This window comes from Paenibacillus sp. S28 (assembly GCF_016624415.1).
GTDB classification, from domain to species: Bacteria; Bacillota; Bacilli; order Paenibacillales; family Paenibacillaceae; genus Paenibacillus_AQ; species Paenibacillus_AQ favisporus.
In genome coordinates this window covers 1-21312 of the sequence record NZ_JACVTM010000006.1, presented here as the reverse complement: position 1 = coordinate 21312, position 21312 = coordinate 1, and the positions used below count along the sequence as shown (strand labels likewise).

The 21312-nt window shown below is 55.0% G+C and carries 25 protein-coding genes; 9 read left to right on the top strand and 16 right to left on the bottom strand.

Features of this window, described 5'->3' with window-relative positions; genetic code table 11:
• Nucleotides 1–135: 135 nt before the first annotated feature.
• Nucleotides 136–1368, top strand: a complete 1233-nt coding sequence (locus tag IAE55_RS15800; protein WP_200633240.1) for a nucleotidyltransferase — start codon at nucleotides 136–138, stop codon at nucleotides 1366–1368.
• Here the strand turns inward: IAE55_RS15800 and IAE55_RS15795 are convergent.
• The gene (locus tag IAE55_RS15795) at nucleotides 1358–2398 is read right to left on the bottom strand and encodes a SepM family pheromone-processing serine protease (RefSeq protein WP_200633379.1); all 1041 of its coding nucleotides are present in this window, start codon (nucleotides 2396–2398) and stop codon (nucleotides 1358–1360) included. The genes IAE55_RS15800 and IAE55_RS15795 overlap by 11 nt on opposite strands.
• A 102-nt stretch (nucleotides 2399–2500) precedes the next feature.
• Between IAE55_RS15795 and IAE55_RS15790 the strand changes: the two genes are divergently transcribed.
• Nucleotides 2501–3733: a nucleoside recognition domain-containing protein gene (locus IAE55_RS15790; protein ID WP_145156725.1), complete on the top strand. Its 1233-nt coding sequence runs from the start codon at nucleotides 2501–2503 to the stop codon at nucleotides 3731–3733.
• Here the strand turns inward: IAE55_RS15790 and coaD are convergent.
• From coaD to IAE55_RS15775, 3 genes are all read right to left on the bottom strand, one after another.
• Nucleotides 3730–4224: a pantetheine-phosphate adenylyltransferase gene (gene coaD / locus IAE55_RS15785; protein ID WP_076168267.1), complete on the bottom strand. Its 495-nt coding sequence runs from the start codon at nucleotides 4222–4224 to the stop codon at nucleotides 3730–3732. The two genes, IAE55_RS15790 and coaD, sit on opposite strands and share 4 nt — an antisense overlap.
• A complete protein-coding gene (gene rsmD / locus IAE55_RS15780; RefSeq protein WP_200633239.1) occupies nucleotides 4208–4822 on the bottom strand; it encodes a 16S rRNA (guanine(966)-N(2))-methyltransferase RsmD in 615 nt (204 codons plus the stop codon). The genes coaD and rsmD overlap by 17 nt, the downstream gene beginning before the upstream one ends.
• A 498-nt stretch (nucleotides 4823–5320) precedes the next feature.
• Entirely contained in the window at nucleotides 5321–5644 is a 324-nt protein-coding gene (locus tag IAE55_RS15775) for a WGxxGxxG family protein (protein ID WP_234489603.1), read from the bottom strand.
• A gap of 405 nt (nucleotides 5645–6049) precedes the next feature.
• Between IAE55_RS15775 and IAE55_RS15770 the strand changes: the two genes are divergently transcribed.
• Together IAE55_RS15770 and IAE55_RS15765 are read left to right on the top strand one after the other, a co-directional pair.
• Nucleotides 6050–6199, top strand: coding sequence for a hypothetical protein (locus tag IAE55_RS15770; protein ID WP_200633238.1), 150 nt, complete (start codon nucleotides 6050–6052; stop codon nucleotides 6197–6199).
• 110 nt (nucleotides 6200–6309) lie between these two features.
• Complete coding sequence (locus IAE55_RS15765) at nucleotides 6310–6636, top strand: SPW repeat protein (RefSeq protein WP_105443685.1); 327 nt, start codon at nucleotides 6310–6312, stop codon at nucleotides 6634–6636.
• A gap of 231 nt (nucleotides 6637–6867) precedes the next feature.
• Here IAE55_RS15765 and IAE55_RS15760 read toward each other — a convergent pair whose 3' ends face one another.
• The 7 genes from IAE55_RS15760 to IAE55_RS15730 form a co-directional block, all read right to left on the bottom strand.
• Nucleotides 6868–7107 carry a hypothetical protein gene (locus IAE55_RS15760; RefSeq protein WP_105443686.1) on the bottom strand — a complete coding sequence of 80 codons (240 nt, stop codon included), beginning with the start codon at nucleotides 7105–7107 and terminating at the stop codon, nucleotides 6868–6870.
• Between the two features lie 146 nt (nucleotides 7108–7253).
• A complete protein-coding gene (locus IAE55_RS15755; RefSeq protein ID WP_192714767.1) occupies nucleotides 7254–7367 on the bottom strand; it encodes a sporulation protein YjcZ in 114 nt (37 codons plus the stop codon).
• Nucleotides 7368–7490: 123 nt separating this feature from the next.
• The gene (locus tag IAE55_RS15750) at nucleotides 7491–8303 is read right to left on the bottom strand and encodes a glycoside hydrolase family 25 protein (RefSeq protein ID WP_200633237.1); all 813 of its coding nucleotides are present in this window, start codon (nucleotides 8301–8303) and stop codon (nucleotides 7491–7493) included.
• Nucleotides 8304–8486: 183 nt separating this feature from the next.
• The gene (locus IAE55_RS15745) at nucleotides 8487–8735 is read right to left on the bottom strand and encodes a helix-turn-helix domain-containing protein (RefSeq protein ID WP_076168349.1); all 249 of its coding nucleotides are present in this window, start codon (nucleotides 8733–8735) and stop codon (nucleotides 8487–8489) included.
• 54 nt (nucleotides 8736–8789) lie between these two features.
• Nucleotides 8790–9443: an SGNH/GDSL hydrolase family protein gene (locus IAE55_RS15740; protein WP_145948910.1), complete on the bottom strand. Its 654-nt coding sequence runs from the start codon at nucleotides 9441–9443 to the stop codon at nucleotides 8790–8792.
• A 129-nt stretch (nucleotides 9444–9572) separates the two neighbouring features.
• Nucleotides 9573–10163 carry an HD domain-containing protein gene (locus tag IAE55_RS15735; RefSeq protein ID WP_089546510.1) on the bottom strand — a complete coding sequence of 197 codons (591 nt, stop codon included), beginning with the start codon at nucleotides 10161–10163 and terminating at the stop codon, nucleotides 9573–9575.
• Nucleotides 10164–10351: 188 nt separating this feature from the next.
• On the bottom strand, nucleotides 10352–12022 hold the full coding sequence (locus IAE55_RS15730; protein ID WP_200633236.1) for a glycoside hydrolase family 13 protein: 1671 nt from the start codon (nucleotides 12020–12022) through the stop codon (nucleotides 10352–10354).
• A gap of 238 nt (nucleotides 12023–12260) precedes the next feature.
• Here IAE55_RS15730 and IAE55_RS15725 point away from each other — a divergent pair, with 238 nt between their 5' ends.
• The 3 genes from IAE55_RS15725 (at nucleotide 12261) to IAE55_RS15715 (ending at nucleotide 15500) form a co-directional block, all read left to right on the top strand.
• Nucleotides 12261–12686, top strand: a complete 426-nt coding sequence (locus tag IAE55_RS15725) for a hypothetical protein (protein WP_200633235.1) — start codon at nucleotides 12261–12263, stop codon at nucleotides 12684–12686.
• 114 nt (nucleotides 12687–12800) lie between these two features.
• A complete protein-coding gene (locus IAE55_RS15720) occupies nucleotides 12801–14786 on the top strand; it encodes a GTP-binding protein (protein ID WP_200633234.1) in 1986 nt (661 codons plus the stop codon).
• A gap of 45 nt (nucleotides 14787–14831) precedes the next feature.
• Nucleotides 14832–15500 (top strand): tetratricopeptide repeat protein, encoded by a 669-nt coding sequence (locus IAE55_RS15715; RefSeq protein ID WP_105443688.1) that lies wholly within the window; start codon nucleotides 14832–14834, stop codon nucleotides 15498–15500.
• A gap of 64 nt (nucleotides 15501–15564) precedes the next feature.
• Here the strand turns inward: IAE55_RS15715 and IAE55_RS15710 are convergent, their stop codons facing one another.
• The 5 genes from IAE55_RS15710 to fabF all read right to left on the bottom strand — a co-directional run bounded on the left by IAE55_RS15710 (nucleotide 15565) and on the right by fabF (nucleotide 19721).
• Nucleotides 15565–16200 (bottom strand): GDSL-type esterase/lipase family protein, encoded by a 636-nt coding sequence (locus tag IAE55_RS15710; protein WP_145156718.1) that lies wholly within the window; start codon nucleotides 16198–16200, stop codon nucleotides 15565–15567.
• A gap of 151 nt (nucleotides 16201–16351) precedes the next feature.
• Nucleotides 16352–16780 (bottom strand): GNAT family N-acetyltransferase, encoded by a 429-nt coding sequence (locus tag IAE55_RS15705; protein ID WP_145156717.1) that lies wholly within the window; start codon nucleotides 16778–16780, stop codon nucleotides 16352–16354.
• Nucleotides 16781–17081: 301 nt separating this feature from the next.
• A complete protein-coding gene (locus IAE55_RS15700; protein WP_145156716.1) occupies nucleotides 17082–17798 on the bottom strand; it encodes a class I SAM-dependent methyltransferase in 717 nt (238 codons plus the stop codon).
• Between the two features lie 107 nt (nucleotides 17799–17905).
• Nucleotides 17906–18352 carry a zinc ribbon domain-containing protein gene (locus IAE55_RS15695; RefSeq protein ID WP_145156715.1) on the bottom strand — a complete coding sequence of 149 codons (447 nt, stop codon included), beginning with the start codon at nucleotides 18350–18352 and terminating at the stop codon, nucleotides 17906–17908.
• A 130-nt stretch (nucleotides 18353–18482) separates the two neighbouring features.
• Complete coding sequence (gene fabF / locus IAE55_RS15690; RefSeq protein ID WP_145156714.1) at nucleotides 18483–19721, bottom strand: beta-ketoacyl-ACP synthase II; 1239 nt, start codon at nucleotides 19719–19721, stop codon at nucleotides 18483–18485.
• A 238-nt stretch (nucleotides 19722–19959) separates the two neighbouring features.
• On the opposite strand from fabF, the gene IAE55_RS15685 reads away from it, so the two are divergent.
• Both IAE55_RS15685 and IAE55_RS15680 read left to right on the top strand, forming a co-directional pair.
• Entirely contained in the window at nucleotides 19960–20808 is an 849-nt protein-coding gene (locus tag IAE55_RS15685) for a helix-turn-helix transcriptional regulator (RefSeq protein ID WP_105443692.1), read from the top strand.
• A gap of 99 nt (nucleotides 20809–20907) precedes the next feature.
• Nucleotides 20908–21207, top strand: coding sequence for a hypothetical protein (locus IAE55_RS15680; protein ID WP_105443693.1), 300 nt, complete (start codon nucleotides 20908–20910; stop codon nucleotides 21205–21207).
• Nucleotides 21208–21312: the final 105 nt, after the last annotated feature.

The window sequence follows — 21312 nt, the reverse complement described above, 5'->3', positions numbered from 1 at the left end:
CGGGGAACTTTGTCAATAGTTTCACCTTGACCTTACGTTCCCCCTTATTGTGACTGGATGCCATTCGTTTTATGATATATTTTATAACAGCCGTTAACCACGGGTGCCCAAAATGAAACGATGGAGCTGAAGACCATGTCCGCAGTCGGCCTGATTGTCGAATATAATCCTTTACATAACGGCCACGTCCACCATTATACCAGAGCCAAGGAAGTGACGGGTGCCGAGCATGCCGTCGCGGTGCTGAGCGGGCCGTTCCTGCAGCGGGGCGAGCCGGGGATCGTCAGCAAATACGCCCGCGCCGAAATGGCGCTGGCCATGGGTGCCGACCTGGTAATCGAGCTGCCGGCCGCATATGCCGTTCAGCCCGCCGAATGGTTCGCCTACGGGGCCGTCGCGCTGCTGAACGCCACCGGTGTCGTCGACAGCGTCTGCTTCGGAACCGAAAGCGGGACGCTGGAGGTGCTGCAGCCGCTGGCCCGCATGCTGGCGCATGAAAGCGAAGAGCTTCAAGGCCTTATCGCGCACTATTTGGGCCAGGGGATGAGCTACCCTTCCGCCTACGCGGCAGCCGCCGAGGCTCTGGCAGGAAGCGGCGGCTGGAAGGAGGATATTCTCCAGCTGCTCCACAAGCCGAACCATACGCTCGGCCTGCATTATTTGATCGCGCTCGAGCGCCTTGGCAGCCGTATGCGCCCCTACACCATCCCGCGCATCCATGCGGGATATCACGATGAAGCGCCGGGGCATACGAATATAGCCAGCGCCACCGCGGTGCGCCGCATGCTGCTCGGCCCGGCCCCTGACGAGGCAGCTCCGTATGTGCCGGCAACGACGCTCGCCATTTTGAAGCGGGAATTTGCCGCAGGACGCGGGCCGATCACCTGGGAATCGTTCCGGCAGCCGCTTCTGCACCTGCTGCTCACCACCCCTCCCGAGCAGCTCGCGGCCCTGCACGAAGTGACGGAAGGGCTCGAGCATCGCCTGGGCAAGCTGCTGCCGGCCCTGACGGGGGCCGATGTGGCCAGCCTGCTCGCCGCCTTAAAGACAAAGCGCTATACCCATACGAAGCTGCAGCGGATGCTGGTGCATATTTTGCTTCGGCACTCGAAGGAGCAGCTCGCTCCTGCGCGTCTTGCGGAAGGCCCCGGCTATTTAAGGATCCTGGGATTCAACAAGACGGGACAGGCTCTGCTCAAGCAAATGAAAAAGACGGCCTCTCTACCCGTGGTAATGAAGCCGACTGCCTTCTCCCATGACCAGCTGGACCTGGACCTCCGGGCGGCGGCGGCATATGCGAACGCGTACGCCGCGCCGTCGCCGGACGATTGGTACCGCGACTATATGCAGCCGCCGGTCATGATTTAGCCTGCAGCTGGTTCATATAGTCCATCGCCTGCTCGAGGGTGCTGACCTGAACCAGCTTCATTTTCGTTTTAATCTGATCCGCTTTGGCTTTCGCCTCGTTAAAGTTATCCTTTGGAACGAAGAAAATATCAGCATTCTCCCGGTCCGCCGCCACAATCTTATGCTGGACGCCTCCGATCGCCCCGACGGTACCGTTCTTGTCGATCGTGCCTGTGCCTGCGACCCGGTAGCCCTTGGTCAGATCCCCGGGCGTCAGCTGGTTGACGATTTCCATCGAGAACATAAGGCCGGCGGATGGCCCTCCGATCCGCGTATCCTTGAACTGGACCTGATGGCCCGGATCCTTCGTCTTGACCGCCTGCATCGTCGCTATGGTCACCCCGAGGCCGGCCCGGGTGCTTCCCGTTTTCTGATCCTTGATCGGAATCAGCTTCAGCTTCTGCTCCAGCGTTTTGCCGCTCCGAAGCAGCTTGACGGTGACCTCATCGCCCACGTTCATCGGTTTCAGAATGTCGGCGAGCGCCGTATTGTCTGGGACCTGCTTGCCGTTGACTTCCTCAATGCGGTCTCCGGGCTTGAAGTATTGGTTGTTCACCGAATCGTCCGGCGTCGAGAACACAAACAAATACTCAGGAACGATGCTGAACGGCACCTTGGCTTCCCGGTAAGCCGCCTCCATTGCGGAGGACTGGGAGTCGCTCATCATGTAGACCTGCTCCGCCGCATACTCATCCTCACTCATATCCCCGAGTCTCGCCTGCTTCTTGGCTACCTCATCGTTCGGGTTGAACACCGACATGACGAGCATGGCGATATTGGCGTAACTTGCCGCCACTGTCGTCATCATGAAGGTTCCGCGCTCCTCCGTATCCCCTTTGGCAATCGACAGCATCGGCTTCACCTCGTTGGCGCTGCCCGGCTGATAAATAATGTATGGTGTCGGCATATATACGCACACATACACCATGACCGCCACCACGAAAATGTACAGCAGAAGGCGCAAGCCCTCTCTTCTGCGCGGCCGTCTCATATTGTTGCCATCTTTCATTCCCATCCCTGCTCCCTGGTCTTATGGTTGTCTTCCCCGCATAGATTGGGTACTAGCTATGTTTACTCTTAAGAGGTGAAAATCATGAAAAAAACGACGCATCGTCCTTCTCCCAAAGCCATGACGCTTATGCTGGGAGCGTGCGCAGCAGCTCTCGTGGCCGGTATCGTCAGTTCCCCTGCCCCCGCTTTTCAGGCTTCCCTTCAAGGTCTGAACCTATGGTGGAAAATCGTGTTTCCCGGGCTTTTGCCTTTTCTCGTCCTGTCGGAAATTCTGATCGCGTACGGCTGGGTGAGCGCCCTGGGCGCTTTTCTGGAGCCGCTGATGAAGAAGCTGTTCCGTCTGCCCGGCACCGGCGGATGGGTCATGGCCATGGGGCTGACGACCGGTTTTCCGGGCGGTGCCCAGGCGGTTCAGCAGCTTCACGCCCAGGGCAGTCTTCAGGCCGAAGAAGCGGGCAAGCTCGCGGCCTTATCCCACTTCTGCAACCCGGTGATGATTCTCGTCGTCGTAGCCACCGGTCTGATGCACGATCCGGCCCTTGGCTACGGCTTGATCGCCGTTCATTGGATCGCCGGCATCCTGGCCTATCTGACCGTCCACCGGCGCTTCAGAACGAAAGGAGCCGCCCCTGCGTCAGACAAGCCCCGGCAGCAGCGGCTGGAGGGCAAGCCTGCCCCGCTGCCTGCCCGCGTTCTTCAAGCGGCGGAGGAAGCGCGCGCCAAAGACGGACGCAGCTTCGGCCGGCTGCTGGGCGACTCCGTCACTCATGCCGTCCAGGTGCTGATGATGATCGGCGGCTACATCATTATTTTCTCCGTTGTTATCCAAATTGCCGGCCGGGTGACGACCGCCCGGCTTCCGATTCCGGATTACGCATTATCAAGCCTCTTCGAGGTTCATTTGGGCGCCCGGGACATCAGTGCCGCCGCGTTTGCTTCCGGTGGGCTGCAGTGGTCCGTTCTGTCTGCTCTCCTCGGATTCAGCGGCATCAGCGCCCTGCTGCAGTCCATGTCCCTGATCCGCAAAACCGGGGCTCCGCTTATGCCCATGGTCTGGACCCGGATTCTTCATGGGGCATATGCCTTTGCCCTGACATGGTTGACCTGGGCTCCGCTCGCCGCATTGTTGGGCCGTATTCATCCCGTTTATTCCGAGAGCGGCCCGTTCAGCGGCAGCCGCGGCCCGATCGAGGATCTGTGGGTGCTGATGCCCCAGGTGCTGAAGTGGCAGGGACTCCTGCTCGCCTTCATCCTCGGCGCCTTAATCGTCCTTCTGATTGTGGTTCCCCGTCGCGACAAAACGGTCCGGCGTTAAAATTTACTGCGCAGCGCCTTCTCCACTTCCGGCGGAACCAGGTCCGTCACGTCTCCATGATAGGCGGCGATCTCCTTGACGATGCTTGAGCTGAGATAGGAGTACTTCGGATTCGTCATCATAAAGACGGTCTCCGCCTCCGGGTTCAGTTTATGATTGGTCGACGCCATCTGCATTTCGTATTCAAAATCGGTGACGGAGCGAATGCCGCGCATGATAGCCTGGGCATTCTTCTGCCGCACATAGTTGGCCGTCAGATCGCGGAAGCTGTCCACTTCGATATTCGGGATATGCCCGGTTACCTGCCGAATCAAATCCATCCGCTCTTCTACTGTAAACAGCGGGTTTTTGCTCCGGTTGTTGAGTACAGCAACGATCAGCACGTCAAACTGCTTCGCGGCCCGCTGGATGATGTCGAGATGCCCCATGGTCACCGGATCGAAGCTGCCCGGATATACGGCAATGCGCTGCTTGCTATTCGTTTCGCTCATCTTGCCCTCCTGCCCGCGGACCGTCGTCTGGCGAATCCGCTGTATGTTCTTCGTATCTATAGATCGATACGGCCGTTTCACCGTACACCGCATGCCGGATGCAGGTAAACGAGCCGAACTCGGCGGGGTATTCGTAGCCTGACTCATGCTCCAGAACAATGACCGCACCTTGCCGCAGCATATGCTTGTCCTGCATAAGGAGCATGAGCTCGTCCCCGTTCTTCATCCGGTACGGCGGATCCAGAAAAACAGCGTCCAGGACCAGCCCCCGCTTTTCCAACGCCTTCAGCGCCCGGACCGCATCGTTCCGGTACACTTCCGCTTGTCCCTCCATCTTGGTCGCCTTGAGGTTCGCCCGAATCGTCTCAATGCTCTTCGGGTCCATGTCGACGAGCACTGCCCGTTCCATGCCCCGGCTGAGCGCCTCGATCGCCAGTCCCCCGGTTCCCGCAAATAAGTCGAGAACGGTCCCTCCGTCAAAATAAGGCCCGATCATGCTGAAAATCGCTTCCTTGACCTTATCGGTCGTTGGGCGGGTACCCATGCCCGGCACCGCCTTCAGCGGTCTGCCCTTTGCGCTTCCCGAAACAACTCTCACTTGCTTTTCACCCATTCTATCGATGAAACCGCAGTTTCACTTGATCTTGTCCGCATTCCGTTATTCTTCATCCTATGGCGTCATATCATGCCCGAATTTCGCGAGGGATATCGAATTTTGCGGAATACGCAATTATGACGATATCGTACCACAATCCCCGCAAGTTTGAAAAATGGCCCTTGAGGGATTTTTCATCTTTTTTGGAAAAGCAATGTATAAAACATCTCTGCCTGGGAATGCTTAAATTATCGACATCAAACGAATGTCGTAGACAACCGCGGAGTAAGCTTACGTTTCCCCATAAGCTCTTCGTCCGGTTTCTCCTCTCCCATGAGGGCGTCCCGCAAGGGGCGCCCAATTTTATTTGGTTAACATCCGATTGTATTTGTATCTGGACGCGCTGCACTTGTGCGGTTTGTTCCTAATCATAAAAAAGCACCCCGTCAGATCACAGAATCTGCAAGGGTGCTTTTGCTTGATTATGGGATGCCGAGTCGCTTAGGAGTGCTCGCGGTTTCTTCCGCGGAGTCCAATCAATCCAAGCAGGCCAAGAAGTCCAAGCCATCCCCAGTCCATGTCGTTGTTGTCATTAGCTGCGTTGGTACGGATCGTATTGTTATATCCGTTGTTGGTACCGTAGGTGCCGTAAGTATTGTTCATACCGTTGGTGCCATAGGTTCCGTTTGTGTTGTTGGTGCTGTATGTTCCTGTAGTTCCCGTAGTGCCAGTGCCAGTACCATTGCCATACGCAAATGCAGGTACGGCAACACTCATGGAAATGCAGGCTGTGAGCAGGGCTGCAGCGATACGCTTCTTCATCATTTTCACCTCCAGGTATAAGACTTCAATCGTAAGTTTCCCAAATGAGATATCACCTATGCAGTCCGTAGCCCGTATCTATTTCATCCCATGGGATATTTTGTATTTCCCGTTTTTACGCAAAAAAATGACCCTGTCACAGCGCCAAGGCCGTCAGGGTCCATTCCGTACTATATATATCAAAGGGGGTTATATATATAAATATACAAACCAATTGTGAATGAAACATTAAAACAGCATTATGCCAGTATTAATTTTTGATGTCTGTTTGGTTACGGGACATGCGCCCATTTTTACAGGGCACTTATCACGATTTTCGCCTTCCAGCATACGATGTTTCCATAATTGAGAATGGGAGGCGTTAGAATGTCTTTTACTACTTGATCCCCTGTCATGGAGGTTATCACGGTGGCGGAGGCTATGGTAGCCCAGGCGGAGGACACGGCGGGGGCCCTGGCGGCAATCGCGAACCATTCGGCAGTGTGCAGGATGACGGCGATTACTTCATCCCGTCTTTCAGCCAATGGAGGAGTCCGGGGCAAGGATACCCTTTTCTAGGAGCCAACTGACTCCAGATGTTAATTTGTACAGCAGGTCATGAACTGGAATTATTTGCATATGATTTTTACGTATCCTGATGTTGGCAATATATAACCGGAGGTGTGTGTATGAAGCTCAGAAGCGTAGACAACACGATTGTCGCTCTGATTGGCATTTGGTTTATTATCGCTCCCTGGATTTTCGGGTTCTCTGACGATAACGGCGCATTGTGGACCAGCGTCATTATCGGTGCCGTTCAGCTGATCGCCTCATTGTGGGCGTTCTCCAGTTCGGGATGGGGCTCCTGGCAAAATTGGATTTCGCTTCTTGCCGGAGTTTGGTTCATCGTATTCCCTTTCGTTTATTCCGTAGATACAAGCGCATTATGGACCAGTATTATTCTTGGTGCCGTAACGGTGCTTCTCAATTTGATCACGATGGGCGCCAAAGATTAAGCCCAAAGCAGAAAAGCCGCGGATCCGCGTACCTTAGAACAGCCCTTGTTGCAATCAACTTAAGTTCTTGTTTCTTCTTACTAAAAAATAAAAGCCAGATCAGCCAACACCAGGCACCATGAGCAAATGACTGCAGCCGAGAGCATAGCAAAGCGCAGGCTTGTCCCAATTATAAGGGAGGAACCTGCGCTTTTTCTTTTCCTGATCCTGTCCGTAAGGAAAGCCGGGCTGTTACGGTCGATATTTCTTTTCGCTGGAGGAGGAATCTTTGGTGTGCTCTTTATTCTGCTCGTCCTTCATATTTTCGGTTAAATCCTCCACGGGGATCGGATCCACGTTGCGTTCGCTTTCGAAGCGGTCGAACAGGCTTTCGCGCTCGGTGGCATACTGTTCCGGATGATCCATGTGTGCATGTTTTTCGTTTTCATCACGATTCACGGGCTCCTGCCGGTCCTTGTACTCCTTGTCCATGTTTCATCACCTCTTGGAGTACAAATACCCGGCTGCCCAAAAATGAATCACGCCCGAAAGTATGTACAGGCTATAGCATCCAAAGAAAGCCACCTGTCCCCGGCAGGACGCCGAAAACAGGTGAGCAAACTATATTTCTGTAGTCGTTATATCCAGAAAGAACGGGTAATGATGACCAACAAAATAAAGAGGACCAAAATTGCACCTGTCGATGCGAAAGGATTTACGCCGCAGCCATAACCTCCAACGACTCCGCTCATTTCATTCCCTCCCTCCGGTTACATACCCTTATGGTATGAAAGCCCGCTCCCCATGGTCTGGTCAAAGACCCAATTTTCATGGCGGAGCACAGCCTATTTTACGCGAAAGGTACGTTAAGCCAATCAGGATTGCTTCTTGCCCAGGACATTCTGGGTATACTTGAGCAAAATGCTGCCCAGCGTCCCGATATCAACCGGATCTTCAGCCTTCCAGTCGGGACTGATTCCCACCTGGTCGATCAGCCATTGTCTTCCCGACTCCTTCCACTGCGGAGCAGTTTCGCTGGTGTTCGGCGTTGGATTGATGTATGCTGCCATTAATTCCGCCTCGCTTCCTTTATACTCGTTCAGGTCTACGTCGCCGCTGATCCCCGGCACTTTGCCCTTGTTGGTATACTGGATAAATTCCCAAGCTTTCCAGCCCGCCTTGTTGGCTGGCGTACCGCTGGCGTAATAGGCATACCACAGCGGGTAAGAGCCAAGCGACGAATCCAGGTAAGAATCGATAAAGCTTGGAAACGTATAGATCATCAGGGTTCGGCCAGTCCGCTGCTTGAATTGGGTTCCCCACGTATTCACGATCTGGCTGATCCGCGCCTTGGTCTGGCCTTCCTTCGTTTCGATATCCAGCACAAACGGCAACTTGAACGCGGACAGCCCTCCGGCACTTTCGATCACCTGAAGGAAATGATCCACTTCGTTCTTGACATCATCCGGTGAGGCCGCACGGGTAAAATGGTATGCCCCGACGAGAAGCCCCGCGTTTTTGGCGTCCTGCGCGTTGGCCCGGAAGCGGTCGTCGACGATCCGGGATCCCTCCGTCGCTTTAAGAAAGGCAAACGAATATCCCGCACCGCGGACCTTCTTCCAATCGATGATGCCCTGCCAATGCGACACATCTATGCCTTTGGCGTGGGTTGCACTCCGGCTTTGCACTGACAACACCTCCATTCGGATTACCTTTGCGGCATATATGGCTGATTGTAAGGTTATTTTATCCATATGTCATAAATGCACAAACGTATGGACAATCCAGACCCATTTGCAAAATGTGCTCCGGCCCGGCCCTTCCCGCGTAAAAAAAGAAGCCCTGTCAAATCAGAGCTTCTTCCCCGAAATTTAATGCTGAACCGGTTCCGCCAAGGGCCGATCGATCGTCAGTGTTTCCCTTGAGCGGCCTCGTTGATCCATGAGCCCGGATTCCCCGTGCTCACGGTATTTCCTCATCCATACCTTTAACCGGCCGATGTCGGCGATGCCTAATGCGGCAGCCACTTCTTTTTTGGTCATCCCCTGAAGACGCATATGTACGGCCTTCCGTTTGGTATCCAGGCTGTATGAGCTAAAAACTTGCCCCTTCTTGGCCATCCGTATCACCTCAACCTATATATCGGAAGGCAGGGCAACTTTTTCAATATTAACTTACCAGCTGAAGCCGACCGCTTTCAGAAATTCCCTCGCAAGCGTCATATGTCCGCGGGATCCAGGGTGGACACGGTCCCAGTTCGTAGCCAACGAAGACAGATAGACATGCTCCGACAACGCGTCGAAAGCAGCCTGCGTATCGACGAAGATGGCGTCAAATTCCGCGGCGACCTTTTTGACGACGGCCCCATAGACGTCCATCGTTGCCCGCATCGGGTCGTTCACGTTCGGATCGAGGTAATATGGAGTCATCAAGACGAGCCCCTTCAGCCTAGGCCGTGTCGTTTGTACAAGTTCCCGCAGCGTCGCTTCATATTCGTCCAAATACACATGCTGATCCGGATTCAGCGGATGGTCGAATTGGCGCCACACATCGTTGGTTCCGATCATGATCGAAAGCCAGTCCGGCTTCAGGTCGAGCACGTCGCTCTCCCAGCGCTCCTTCAAATGACGGACGGTATTTCCGCCGATTCCCGTATTCAGCACCCGGATGTTAAGCTGCGGGTATACCGCGCTCAGCAGCGCGTCGACTTGTGCGACGTAACCGCTGCCCAGCTGGCCGAAGCCGCCTTCCCCGACCGGCCGGACGCGGCCGCAATCCGTAATGGAATCCCCAATAAAGAGTAATGTATCATTTTGGCTCAGCTTCATCGCTCTAGTCCCTCTCCTTTTTGCGTTCAGGCAAGTAATATGTGGATCGCAGTTCGCTTAGCAGTTACTATCATTCTATCACATTGGCGGGGACCGTCTATACCGAAAAGTCCCTTATTCTGTTCGGGATCAGGGGCGGAGATACCCCTGTTTGACCGCGTCGTCGATCAAGTGCTGAACCAGCGAATACAGGTCCGGCAGGTCCTCCTGCAAAAAAACGATCCGCGCCCGGACGCGGTCTGCCGCAACTCCGTGTTCCTGCCACGCTTTTCCCCCGGTAAAATAATTGTGAAGCAGCGGCTGAATCCGGTCCATGGCCGCCGCATAGCGCGATTCCAGGGTTTCCCGCTGCTCGAATTCGAGCCACAGGGCCAGCATTTCATCACGCTGATCGACGGGCAGAAGCCCGAAAATACGCTTGGCCGCGACCATTTCCCGCTCGAACTTCCCTTCCTGGCCCTGCTCATCATAAGCGAAAGTGTCACCTGCATCGATTTCAACCAAATCGTGCACCAGGAGCATTTTCATAACCCGAAGCAGGTTTACCTTCCGCTGATCCAAATGCTCCTCGAGCAGCCAGGCCATGAGCGTAATATGCCAGGTGTGCTCCGCATCATTTTCGTGCCGGGATTTGTCCATCAGGTACGACTGACGGTAGATCGTCTTCAGCTTGTCGATTTCCCTGATAAATTCGATCTGCCGGTTCAAACGTTCATTCATGGCTAACAACCTCCTATACGTTAGGACGAACATATCATATCCAACAGCCCATGACAAAACGGACACGCTTCGGGCATTCCCTGCAATTCTTTTCTTCTTTTAACAAAAAAAGACCCGGCCATGGCCGGGACGCTTTCCTTCATCGCGAGAGTACGTTCTGAGAAGTCTGTTCTTTGAGCAGCCGGACATTACGTGAACATCCGGTAGACTCTTGCCTCATAAGGGCGCAGTTGCTCGGGTTCCATTCCGTCTTCGGGATAGTTGCCGATGATCAGCTCCCGTTTCATGCCGCTGTACCTGCCGTCAAGTTCAAGGATCACAGCCGATTCCGAAAAATTCAAAGCGATAAGCCATATCACCTCGCCCAAAGTACGGGTATACGCATAAATCTGCTCGTGATCCTGCAGCATGAGCTGGTAATCCCCGTATACCATCACGGGATTCTGCTTGCGCAAAGCGATCAGCCGCTGATAATAGCGGAAGACCGAATCCGGATCGCTCATCGACGCTTCCGCGTTGATTTCCTTGTAATTGGGATTGATCCGGATCCAAGGCGTACCTGTCGTAAACCCGGCATTGGGCCCGGCGTTCCACTGCATCGGCGTTCTCGCATTGTCCCTTCCCTTGGTATGGATCGCCTCCATGATCGTTCCCGGATCCGCATTTCCCTGCGTGACCCGTTCCTCGTACATGTTCAAAATTTCAATATCCCGGTAGTCCTCAATGCTGTTAAATTGGATGTTCGTCATGCCGAGCTCCTCGCCCTGATAGATGTAAGGCGTGCCTTTAAGCGTGTGCAGCAACGTAGCGAGCATTTTAGCCGAAGGAACCCGGTATTCACCATCATTGCCGAATCTCGACACCATCCGCGGCTGGTCATGATTGTTGAGATACAGGCTGTTCCACCCGTCCTCCGCCAGCCCGGTCTGCCATTTATGCAGCACGCCGCGCAGCTTCTGCAGCGTCCATGGGACCACGGTCCATTTGTCGCCGTCGCCCGCATCGACGTCCATATGCTCAAATTGAAACACCATTTGCAGCTCCTTCCTGTCCGCTCCGGTATACTTCAGAGCTTCTTCCACAGATACGCCCGGCGTCTCCCCAACCGTCATCACATCGTATTTCGACAGCACCTGCTCGTTCATCTCCCGCAAATAGTCATGCACATGCGGGCCGTTCATAAAATAAGGGCTGCCATCTCCAAGTCCGTCCTCCCCGTCGTCTGGAAGTCCCGGAACTTTGGAAATCAGGTTGATAACGTCCATGCGGAAGCCATCCACGCCTTTATCCAGCCAAAAGGTCATCATCTCGTACACTGACTGCCTGAGCTTCGAATTGTCCCAGTTCAGGTCGGGCTGTTTCTTTGAAAACAGGTGCAAATAGTATTCTCCGGTCGTGTCATCATACTTCCAGGCCGACCCGCTGAAAAAGGACCTCCAGTTGTTCGGCGGCGTATTCCCGCCTTTACCGGGGCGCCAGATATAATAGTCGCGGTAAGGGTTGTCCCGGGATGAGCGGGACTCCGCAAACCAGGCATGCTCATCCGATGTATGGTTTACGACCAGATCCATAAGCAGCTTCATTCCGCGTTCGTGCAGGCCGTCCAGCAGCTGCGTCCAATCCTGCATCGTGCCGAACTCGTCCATGATCTCGAAGTAATCGCTGATATCGTAACCGTTATCGTCATTCGGCGACTTGTAGACCGGAGAGAGCCAGATGACGTCTACCCCCAGCTCCTGCAAATAATCCAGCTTCGACACGATCCCTTGAATATCGCCGACCCCGTCGCCGTCACTGTCTTTAAAGCTGCGGGGATAGATCTGATACACGACGGCTTCTTTCCACCACGTGCGTTCCATATTCGTCATTCCTCCCATTTTGCATATACACCGCCAATGCCATACTCGCGGCAGCAGAATTCCATCCTTTTATGCTTACCCCAACCAGGGCGGCCTATAACGAAACAGCGTGTAAACCGTTATTCGCTAAATTCCCAAATTGCATATGGAACAATTTAACAAAAGGGGTTATAGTACGATAGGGGTCTACCTTATTAAAAGAAGTTTCTATATGGACTATAGCGAAAGGCGGTACACAATGGATTCATTCATAAAAAAATTAGGCTTATGGATCACTGCCGTTCTGTTGATCGTGGTTGCCGGCGCCACACCTGCCTTGGCTGCATCCGCTACCGGCTGGAATGTCAAACTGGTGAGCGTTCAGTTAGTTAAGAACGAGCATGTTGGCAATGAGTGGTATTACACCGCTTCTGTGAACGGTAAGGAAGTGGAGGAGGGCAGTTCCGTCACCCTCAAAAACGTAAGTTCGATCAACCTGTACACCTACGCCGAAGAACAGGACAAGATTCCGGACGAAGGCAAAGCCCAGAAATCGATTAAAGTCAGCACGCTGACAAAGAAAACCCAGCTGGTGGAGATGAAAGTGACGGTCACGGAGAACCGGGGCCGATATTCGGGAAACCAGGCCGTATGGAAATTTACCTTTCAAATTTCGAAAAAATAAAACGGCTTGCAATCTTTCGGAGTCCTTGAATTCGTGCGAAAAAGGCTGCGGACCGTTCCCCCATGCTATAATAGAGTCACTATAATCCGAAGCATACGGGGTGGCATCAGCGCTATGACGACCAAAGAAACGAGAAACATCGGCATTTTTGCCCATATCGACGCAGGTAAAACGACCACGACCGAGCATATGCTCTTTGAGAGCGGCACGATCCGCACATTGGGCAGCGTGGATCAAGGAACGGCGCTGACCGATTCGCTCGAAGTCGAGCGGGAGCGGGGCATCTCCGTGCGTGCCGCCGCGACCACGCTCCATTGGAAAGGCATACATATCAACGTCATCGACACGCCGGGGCACGTCGATTTTCTATCCGAGGTGGAGCGGTCGATGCGCGTTATGGATGGGGCCATCCTCATCGTATCCGCGGCCGAGGGCGTTCAATCCCAGACGGAAACGGTGTGGCATGCGCTCCGATCCTTAAACATCCCGACATTAATTTACGTGAACAAAATGGACCGGACCGGCGTGTCCGCCGCTTCCGTCCTGGATGAAATCAAACGGCTCCTCTCTCCTCACGCCGTCCCGCTTCAAATTCCGATAGGTGAAGCAGAGGACTTTGCCGGCATGCATTCCATTCTGGACCCCGCCAAGGATGGGGAGCTTGAACGTCCGGAGTACGTACAGTTGGTGGAGGCCTGCGCAGATGTGGATGAAGAACTGCTTTTGCGGGTTATCGAAGGTGAGCCGGTTGCGCCGGAGGAGCTGCGGAGCATGCTCGCCCGGCTGACCCGTCAGGGCCGGTTGTTCCCCGTACTCTTCGGCTCATCGCAGAGAGGCATTGGTATCCGGGAGCTGCTGGACCATGCCGCAGCGTATCTGCCCGGGCCAACCGGCGATAATGAAGGCGAGCTGTCGGGCGTCGTATTCAAAATCGAACGGGACAAAACGATGGGACGCGCCGCCTACGTCCGGCTCTATAACGGCACTCTGAAAAACAGGGACGCTGTCCGAAATCTGACGCAGGACGTTCAGGAAAAGGTAACCCAAATCCGGAAAATGGACGGGCGCAAATTCGCAGATTTGGGGGAGCTGCATGCCGGAGATATCGCCGCGGTATACGGCCTGTCCCAATCCAAAATCGGCGATATTCTGGGCAGCAGCGAGCGCATCCCCCCTTCCCCTTCCATCGCTGTACCGCTGCTAACCGTTCAGGTGCAGGCCGAGGAAGAGGCGCGCTATCAGGACTTGGTAGAAGCGCTTCAGGAGCTCACCGACGAGGATCCGCTGCTCGATCTGCAGTGGCTTCCGAACGAGCGTGAGCTCCATCTTAAAGTGATGGGCTCCATCCAGCTCGAAATTTTGTCCAGCCAGCTGGAGAGCCGTTTTGGCCTGAAGGTCCGGTTCGGCCAGCCTTCCGTAATTTATAAGGAAACGCCGAGCCAATCCGGCGAAGGCTTTATCGCCTATACGATGCCCAAGCCGTGCTGGGCCGTGCTCCGGTTCACGATCGAACCGCTCCCCCGTGGGAGCGGCCTCGTATACAGCTCCCAGGTACGGAGCGAAGATCTGCTGACGAGCTACCAGAACGAGGTGGAGCGGCGCTTGCCGGAGGCCCTGCAGCAGGGGCTGCTGGGTTGGGAGGTCACCGACCTCAGGGTAACCCTCGTTGAAGGAGAGCATCATGTATGGCATACGCACCCGCTCGATTTTGTCGTCGCCACGCCGATGGGCATCATGAACGGCTTGGCCGCGACGGGCACGACCCTGCTGGAGCCGATGCTTCGGTTCCGCATCACCACCCCCGAGGAATACGGAGGCAAAATCCTCAGTGACCTGGTGCAGATGCGCGCGGAATTTGAGCCGCCTTCCATCCTGCACGGACGCTTTATGGTCGAAGGCATCATTCCGGCAGCGACTTCGCTCGAATTTCCGGTGAAGCTGCGGTCCATGACCGGCGGCCGCGGCGTGATGGCTTCCTCTTTTGCCGGATATCAGGAAGCCCCGCCGGAAACCAATGCCGCCCGCCAGAGACGGGGCGTCAATCCGCTGGATCAATCAAAATACATTTTAAGCGTACGAAGCGCACTGTCGAGCCAATAGGCCGCTCGCTGCAGCCTGGCCCGGCGTTTTTCATAAGGAGGCTTTATGTTTATTAAAATCGCCCTGTTTTTCATACTGGCCCGGCTGCTCGGAAACCCCTTCCTGGCCATCCTTGTCCTGCTGATCATCGTCTACTTGCTGGACAGAAAATTTGTGGGCATTTTTCCGAGCGTGACCAAGCCATTTAAACGGATGAACCGAATATCCAAGCTGAGAGCCCACGTGACGATGAGCCCCAGCGATGTCTCCTCCAAGCACGAGCTCGCCCGCCTGCTGATCGAACGGAAAAAGTATCCTGAGGCGCTCCGCCTGCTGGAATCCATTGAAACCCAGTCCGAGGATTCCGCCGAATATTGGGATGACCTCGGTACCGTCAAGCTCAAGCTGGGGCGCATTCAGGAGGGTGAGCAGCACATCCTGCGCGCGCTTGAGCTGAACCCCCGCGTCAAATACGGCCGCCCTTATCTAAGGCTGGCGGATATTTATAAGAGCACCGACCAGGCCAAGGCCGTGAGCTACGTGCAGGAATTCCAGCAGATCCAGTCCTCCTCCTGTGAGGGCTACTACCTGCTCGGAATGATGTACAAATCCCTTGGCCGGACCCAGGATGCCAAAGCGGCGTTCCAGGAATCGATCGATCTGTACCGGGCGCTGCCCAAGTACAAAAAGCGCCAGGAACGAAAGTGGGCCGTCCTCAGCATGCTTCGCAAGTGAGTGCGGGGCCAGAGCAGCAAAAAACAGACCCGATTGCCGGGTCTGTTTTTTTGTGCCGGGCTGCTTAGGCCAAAGGCCGGTACCCCAACGCGTTAAGCTGTTCCGCAATCACCCGGTACCCCCTGCCGTTTGGATGCAGATGGTCAAGCGACAGCAGCTCCCGTTCCCTTCCCTGAAAGGAACCGTAAATGTTGGCGACCCCCAGGTTGCCGCCGGCGTATCCGTTTAAAAAACGGTTATACTGCTGTACCCAGTAACCCGCCTCTTCAACCTGCGGGTACGGGTTGTACAAGCCTACGGCGCGAATAATGTAAGGGCGCTGGCCCCCACCTTTTAATTGGTTGATCGTGCGAAGAATTCCCGACACATTCGTTTTGCACTGGCTCAGCGCTTGGTTGAAATGCTGGGAAGCCTTCGAGCCGAACGGTGCGCTTTTGGCTGCCCGGATCAGATCGTTGCCGCCAATAGAAATCGTAATGATCTCCGCCTGCTTGATCGCCTGCCGCATTGCCCCATTTCTGGAGATGTGCTCATACAAGCCTGACGTCGTCAACCCGTTTACGCCAAAATTTTCATAAGATACAAAAGCTCTTACATGCTGTTCCGCCATCCCCCGATACACTGGAACAAAACCGTTTCCCGGCAAGGCTCCAAAACCGACGGTCAATGAATCCCCTATCGCAGTGTATGAATACACCAAAGCCTTCGCCCCCCTTCTGACTCATAAGCTGCTTACTGCAGTATATGTATCCGGGCCTGGGAGCGAAACGGGACCATGCGCGGGATTTTTGATTTTAAAAACCGGTCCCTTTCCGGAACCGGCTCTCGTTATTTTCATCCGATATGCAGTTTTATTCCTCTTCCTCTTCGGCTTCGTAAACGCAGCGGAAACGCTCCACTCCCGGGAACAGCTCGCCCAGGCTGTGCACCTCAAATCCGATGCTGCGGTAAAAGTCGACCGCCTCCTCATCCGTCTCCGCTACGACCCTGGCGGGCTTTTCCTGCGCCAGCACTTCAAGGATCATGCCCCTTCCGTACCCGAGCCCGCGGTTTTCCGGGATGACCGAAATATGGCGGATCAGCAAAGTATCATCCATCTTTTCAAAGCCGATCACCCCGACTAGAAGTTCCCCGTCTTCAAAACCGTACAGCTGCCAGGCGTCGTTGGCCTCGTACTGCTGGATCGCCTGCTCAATCGACCGGTCATCGGGAAAAACCGCATAGGAGATGAGCTCCATCGTCTCCGGCTTGCGTATGTAATTTTTGATATTTAACAGCATAGGTTCTGCCTCCTGTAAATTCACATTCACTGCTCTGCCCTATCATGGCAAAAAGAATTCTGTTTCGTTACTGTACCTTGTCTGCGCGTAAATTTCAACCGGACCGAAACTGCAGGGTGGGCCAGGATCAAGCAGAACCCCTCCTGACGTCTCCATGTCATCGCGTTTCCAACCCTAGCTTATTTGAGCGAAAAAAAGCCCCGGCAGCCGCTGGCTGTCATGGGGCAAAGGTTGATAGACCTCGTACTTCGATCAAATCGTTAAGCGGCTTATGAGGGATGCAGCTGCACGCACATCGGTTTTATCGGATCTTCTGTGCGGCAAACGTGATCAGGGAACAGCGAAAATCGATGCTGCGTCCATCCTTCACTTCCTCGATACTCTGCGGTACCACCCGTTCGATCAGGATGTTCCAATCCCGGTAATGCTGCTGAAGCCGCGCCATAGCGTCCTGCTGCGCCAAATTGGTCTCGATTAATCCCTTCCGAACTTCTCCGGTTACCCGGTCGACTTCCTCTACGTCCGTGCTCATGGTGATACAGTGGATCCCGCCGGTCCGCGTCCCGCGCTTCATCCGGTCCAGCACCCGTTCCAGGGCGTCACGCGAAGACGTATGCTCCAGTGCCGAGCACGCAATGATGTAATCGTAGGCATTCGCCTCGATCGCGTAATGCTCCACATCGGCGGCCTCAGATTCAACCAGCTCCTGTACACCGAATTCCACTGCATTTTCCTTAAGCTTGGCAGCGGCATCCTTCAATAGATCCACCCCGACCACCCGGCTCCGGGTTCCGCGCAACCGCTCGGCGACCGGAATCGTGTTGCGGCCAACGCCGCAGCCGAGATCCAGCACCTGCGCATCCTCGCGATGCTGGAGCAGCCGCTCCAGCATTTCCATGACGACCGGTCCCGGTTGAGCCATCCAGGTACCCTGTTCAAACAGATCGTTATCTTCGTAAAAGCGCTGATGGTACTCCGCTTCCGAAGCCCTCGCTGCTTCAAAATGTTCTTTGGTCATCGGCCAGCCTCCTTAGTTAACAAGCTTCTACTTAAGATATACCCAAGGAAGGAGCCCCCGACCAGGCTGAAAGCCGAATTTCTTCTAGAAAATGATGGCGACACGCATTAAAAAAAGTACTTCACCGCAATCACGATCAGACCGAGAACCATCAAAAGCTGCCCGGCGATCCGTTTATCCGGATCGCCGAGAACGACGGCCACCCCGCCTACGATGAGACCGGCCGGCGGAAACACCACCGTCGCCAGAATCAGCAAAATGATTGACACCGCGCTTGGTCTAAACGGATCTTCTTCCGGTTCTTCATAAATCGGAGCAGCGGGCTTTTTATAAATCGTCGTCCCGCAAAACTTGCACTTTCTCGCCCCCGGTTCGAGCTGTTCACCGCATGCAGGGCAGATGCTCTCATCGCGTCCGAGCGATATGCCCGCCCCTTTGTCGGCATCCGGAGTTCCGGCCACTTCGGCATTCTGCAGGGAACTGCCGCATCGTACGCAGGTCCACGCCTGCTCCGGATTGGATTCCCCGCACTTCGGACAAATTTTGACGGCCAATTCTCATCCCCTCCAGTTATGGGTTTCTGACTTATGGATAGATATCCCCATCATACCATATCGGTCCAGTGGACCGGGACAAGAGGGATTGGCCGCCAAAGAGAAGCCGGGGGAAGGGATGCACCCTTGGTTACGCTTCGAATCGCTTCAAAACGATGACAGCGTTATGACCGCCAAAACCGAAGGAATTGGATATGCCGACCTTGACTTCAGCAGTACGCGCGGTATTCGGAACATAATCCAGATCGCAATCCGGGTCCGCTTCCCGCAGATTGATCGTCGGTGGTATCACGCCTTCCAGCAGCATCTGTACCAAAGCGATGGCCTGAGCGCCGCCGGAAGCTCCAAACATATGCCCGAGCATCGATTTGTTCGCCGTCACCGGAACACGGTAAGCCGCATCGCCGAACAAGCGCTTGATGGCCTGCGTCTCGGACCTGTCCCCGACTTCCGTACTCGTGGCATGAGCGCTGACCACATCGACGTCCTCCGGACGGATGGCCGCTTCCTGAAGGGCAAGCCTCATCGCGTTGTAGGCTCCGATGCCTTCCGGATGGGAAGCGACAATATGATAGGCATCCGAAGTCGCCCCATACCCGGCTACCTCCGCATATATGCGAGCGTTCCGGCTGCGGGCGTGGGACAGCGACTCCAGCACCAGGATGCCCGCGCCTTCGCCCATGACGAACCCGTCGCGGCCAGCATCGAACGGGCGGCTTGCCAGCTTCGGATCCCCGTTCCATGCCGAAAGGGCCGTAGCATTGCCGAAACTCGCCATCGAAATTTCGGAAATGGCCGCTTCCGCGCCGCCGACGATCACGACGTCCGCACCGCCCGAGCGGATCAGCCGGAACGCCTCTCCGATGCTTGTATTGCCGATCGAGCATGCCGTAACCGGCGACATCGTAGGTCCGGTGAAGCCGAACCGGATGCTGATCGTCGCCGCGGCCATATTAGAGATTATCATCGGGACGAGCAGCGGGCTGACTCGTTCCGGTCCCCGGGAACGAAGAACGTCCCCCTGCTCCATCAATGTCCCAATACCTCCGATACCAGAGCCGACGTACACACCCGTCCGCTCCTTATCCAGGCGGTCCAAGTCCAGTTCCGCATCCTTGAGCGCGTCTTCAGCCGCCGCCAGCGCAAACTGGCAGAAGCGGTCCATCCGCCGGGCTTCCTTGCGGCCGAACCTTGCCTCCGCATCAAAGTCCCGCACGATGCCGGCGACGGAAGCCTTCATGCGGGACGTATCAAACGCATCGATCCGGGATATTCCCGACTCGCCTCGAATCATGGCATTCCAAAAGCCGGGTACCGTGCTGCCCAGCGGTGAAACCAGCCCCATTCCTGTAACGACAACCTTCTCCATCTGGTATTCCTCCCAAACTCAAATTATGATATCATTTTTCCATAGCATTTATCCTATTACAAGTTATAGTTTATCCTAGTATAAGCAACACCATCATAATGAACACCATCATAAGAAACACCCGGATGGCAACGGAACCTACGATGGAACTTATCATTGGATGTGCAAATAGATCTACAAATAGAACTGAATCTAGATCTACAAATGGGTCTTAACTTTGAAAGAGGTGCAAGAACAGATGAACCAGCAGACACGGCTTAATGCGCTTTCCGCTTTTCTGAAAAACCAGCGGGCCAAGCTGCAGCCGGAAACGGTCGGACTTCCGCAGGGCACCCGCCGGCGGACGCCCGGACTCCGGCGGGAAGAAGTGGCACAGCTCGCCGGGGTCAGCAGCACCTGGTATACTTGGCTTGAACAGGGACGGGACATCAAAGTGTCCGCTTCGGTGCTCGACTGCGTCGCGTCCGCGCTGCAGCTGACAGCGGACGAGCGGAAATATTTGTTTTCGCTCGCCCTGGAGAGCGGCTCCGCTGCCGCCCCGATTCAGCAGGAGTACCAGCAGATCAGTCCGGCCCTGCAAAAAATCGTGGACGAGCTCCACTACTGTCCAACGATCATATCCGACCGGCGTTTCCAGATTGTCGGCTGGAATGAAGCGGCCGCCCACGTGTTTCTCGACTTTACCCAGATTCCGCCCGAGGAGCGGAACCTGATCCGCCTTCTGTTTACCCGCAAGGAGCTGCGGAGGCTGGCGGTTAACTGGGAGCATTTTATTATGGGGTTTTTGTCGATCTTTCGCGCGTATTACGGGCAGTACGTCGATGACGAATGGTATGAGCAGTTTCTGCGGGAAATGGAAAATACCGATCCCGAATTCCTGACGCTGTGGAAACAGAGCCAGGTCAGCTCGGCGCCGGAGGTGCTGATTGAGTTCAGGCATGCCAAAGCCGGAAAGATGCTGTTCGATTTAACGTCGCTGCAGGTACAGGGCGGCAGCGATTTGCGCTGCAGCATCTATACGCCGTGCGCCGGATCTCCGACCGAAACCAAGCTAAAGCGTCTGATGCAGCGTACGGCAGACGCTTAATCGGCAAGCAGGAATGCCAGGCGGAATAACTGGAAATGTGCGAAGACGAATGAATCATATCCGAGGACGAATGACGAAATAGATGGGGATGAATACAGGATGGCTTTTGGAATTAACCGCATTGAACTGAACCGGTGGAAGGAGGCGGTCAGCCGGGGAGAAATCGCGTATTTGACGCACTACTGGCTGGACCCGCGTTTTCCCGGGATGACGACGGTTACCAAGGTCGGCTGCTCGGATTTGGACCGGCTCGCCGGCTGGTGCGTCAGCCACGGACTTTCACCGAAATATATACACAACCGCTCTCCTTTTCCCCATTTTGACCTGATCGGGCCAAAACAGCGCGAAATTTTGCGCAAAGAAAAGCAGTGGGATCAGGTTGAACGGTTTCATCTGTGACCGTCCGAGGAATAACGGTCACCAATACAAAGAAAAACAGCCGCTCCCGCCTTTCTGAACTGTGACCCATAAGAAGGACACTTTGAAAAAAGTGACCCTCTTGTG

What these genes read in the sequence shown, in the direction of transcription:
- IAE55_RS15800 (WP_200633240.1), top strand. Translation starts at nt 136, where the DNA reads ATGTCCGCAGTCGGCCTGATTGTCGAATATAATCCTTTACATAACGGC.
- IAE55_RS15795 (WP_200633379.1), bottom strand. Translation starts at nt 2,398, where the DNA reads ATGAGACGGCCGCGCAGAAGAGAGGGCTTGCGCCTTCTGCTGTACATT.
- IAE55_RS15790 (WP_145156725.1), top strand. Translation starts at nt 2,501, where the DNA reads ATGAAAAAAACGACGCATCGTCCTTCTCCCAAAGCCATGACGCTTATG.
- coaD (WP_076168267.1), bottom strand. Translation starts at nt 4,224, where the DNA reads ATGAGCGAAACGAATAGCAAGCAGCGCATTGCCGTATATCCGGGCAGC.
- IAE55_RS15775 (WP_234489603.1), bottom strand. Translation starts at nt 5,644, where the DNA reads ATGATGAAGAAGCGTATCGCTGCAGCCCTGCTCACAGCCTGCATTTCC.
- IAE55_RS15765 (WP_105443685.1), top strand. Translation starts at nt 6,310, where the DNA reads ATGAAGCTCAGAAGCGTAGACAACACGATTGTCGCTCTGATTGGCATT.
- IAE55_RS15760 (WP_105443686.1), bottom strand. Translation starts at nt 7,107, where the DNA reads ATGGACAAGGAGTACAAGGACCGGCAGGAGCCCGTGAATCGTGATGAA.
- IAE55_RS15755 (WP_192714767.1), bottom strand. Translation starts at nt 7,367, where the DNA reads ATGAGCGGAGTCGTTGGAGGTTATGGCTGCGGCGTAAATCCTTTCGCA.
- IAE55_RS15745 (WP_076168349.1), bottom strand. Translation starts at nt 8,735, where the DNA reads ATGGCCAAGAAGGGGCAAGTTTTTAGCTCATACAGCCTGGATACCAAA.
- IAE55_RS15740 (WP_145948910.1), bottom strand. Translation starts at nt 9,443, where the DNA reads ATGAAGCTGAGCCAAAATGATACATTACTCTTTATTGGGGATTCCATT.
- IAE55_RS15735 (WP_089546510.1), bottom strand. Translation starts at nt 10,163, where the DNA reads ATGAATGAACGTTTGAACCGGCAGATCGAATTTATCAGGGAAATCGAC.
- IAE55_RS15730 (WP_200633236.1), bottom strand. Translation starts at nt 12,022, where the DNA reads ATGGAACGCACGTGGTGGAAAGAAGCCGTCGTGTATCAGATCTATCCC.
- IAE55_RS15725 (WP_200633235.1), top strand. Translation starts at nt 12,261, where the DNA reads ATGGATTCATTCATAAAAAAATTAGGCTTATGGATCACTGCCGTTCTG.
- IAE55_RS15720 (WP_200633234.1), top strand. Translation starts at nt 12,801, where the DNA reads ATGACGACCAAAGAAACGAGAAACATCGGCATTTTTGCCCATATCGAC.
- IAE55_RS15715 (WP_105443688.1), top strand. Translation starts at nt 14,832, where the DNA reads ATGTTTATTAAAATCGCCCTGTTTTTCATACTGGCCCGGCTGCTCGGA.
- IAE55_RS15705 (WP_145156717.1), bottom strand. Translation starts at nt 16,780, where the DNA reads ATGCTGTTAAATATCAAAAATTACATACGCAAGCCGGAGACGATGGAG.
- IAE55_RS15700 (WP_145156716.1), bottom strand. Translation starts at nt 17,798, where the DNA reads ATGACCAAAGAACATTTTGAAGCAGCGAGGGCTTCGGAAGCGGAGTAC.
- fabF (WP_145156714.1), bottom strand. Translation starts at nt 19,721, where the DNA reads ATGGAGAAGGTTGTCGTTACAGGAATGGGGCTGGTTTCACCGCTGGGC.
- IAE55_RS15685 (WP_105443692.1), top strand. Translation starts at nt 19,960, where the DNA reads ATGAACCAGCAGACACGGCTTAATGCGCTTTCCGCTTTTCTGAAAAAC.
- IAE55_RS15680 (WP_105443693.1), top strand. Translation starts at nt 20,908, where the DNA reads ATGGCTTTTGGAATTAACCGCATTGAACTGAACCGGTGGAAGGAGGCG.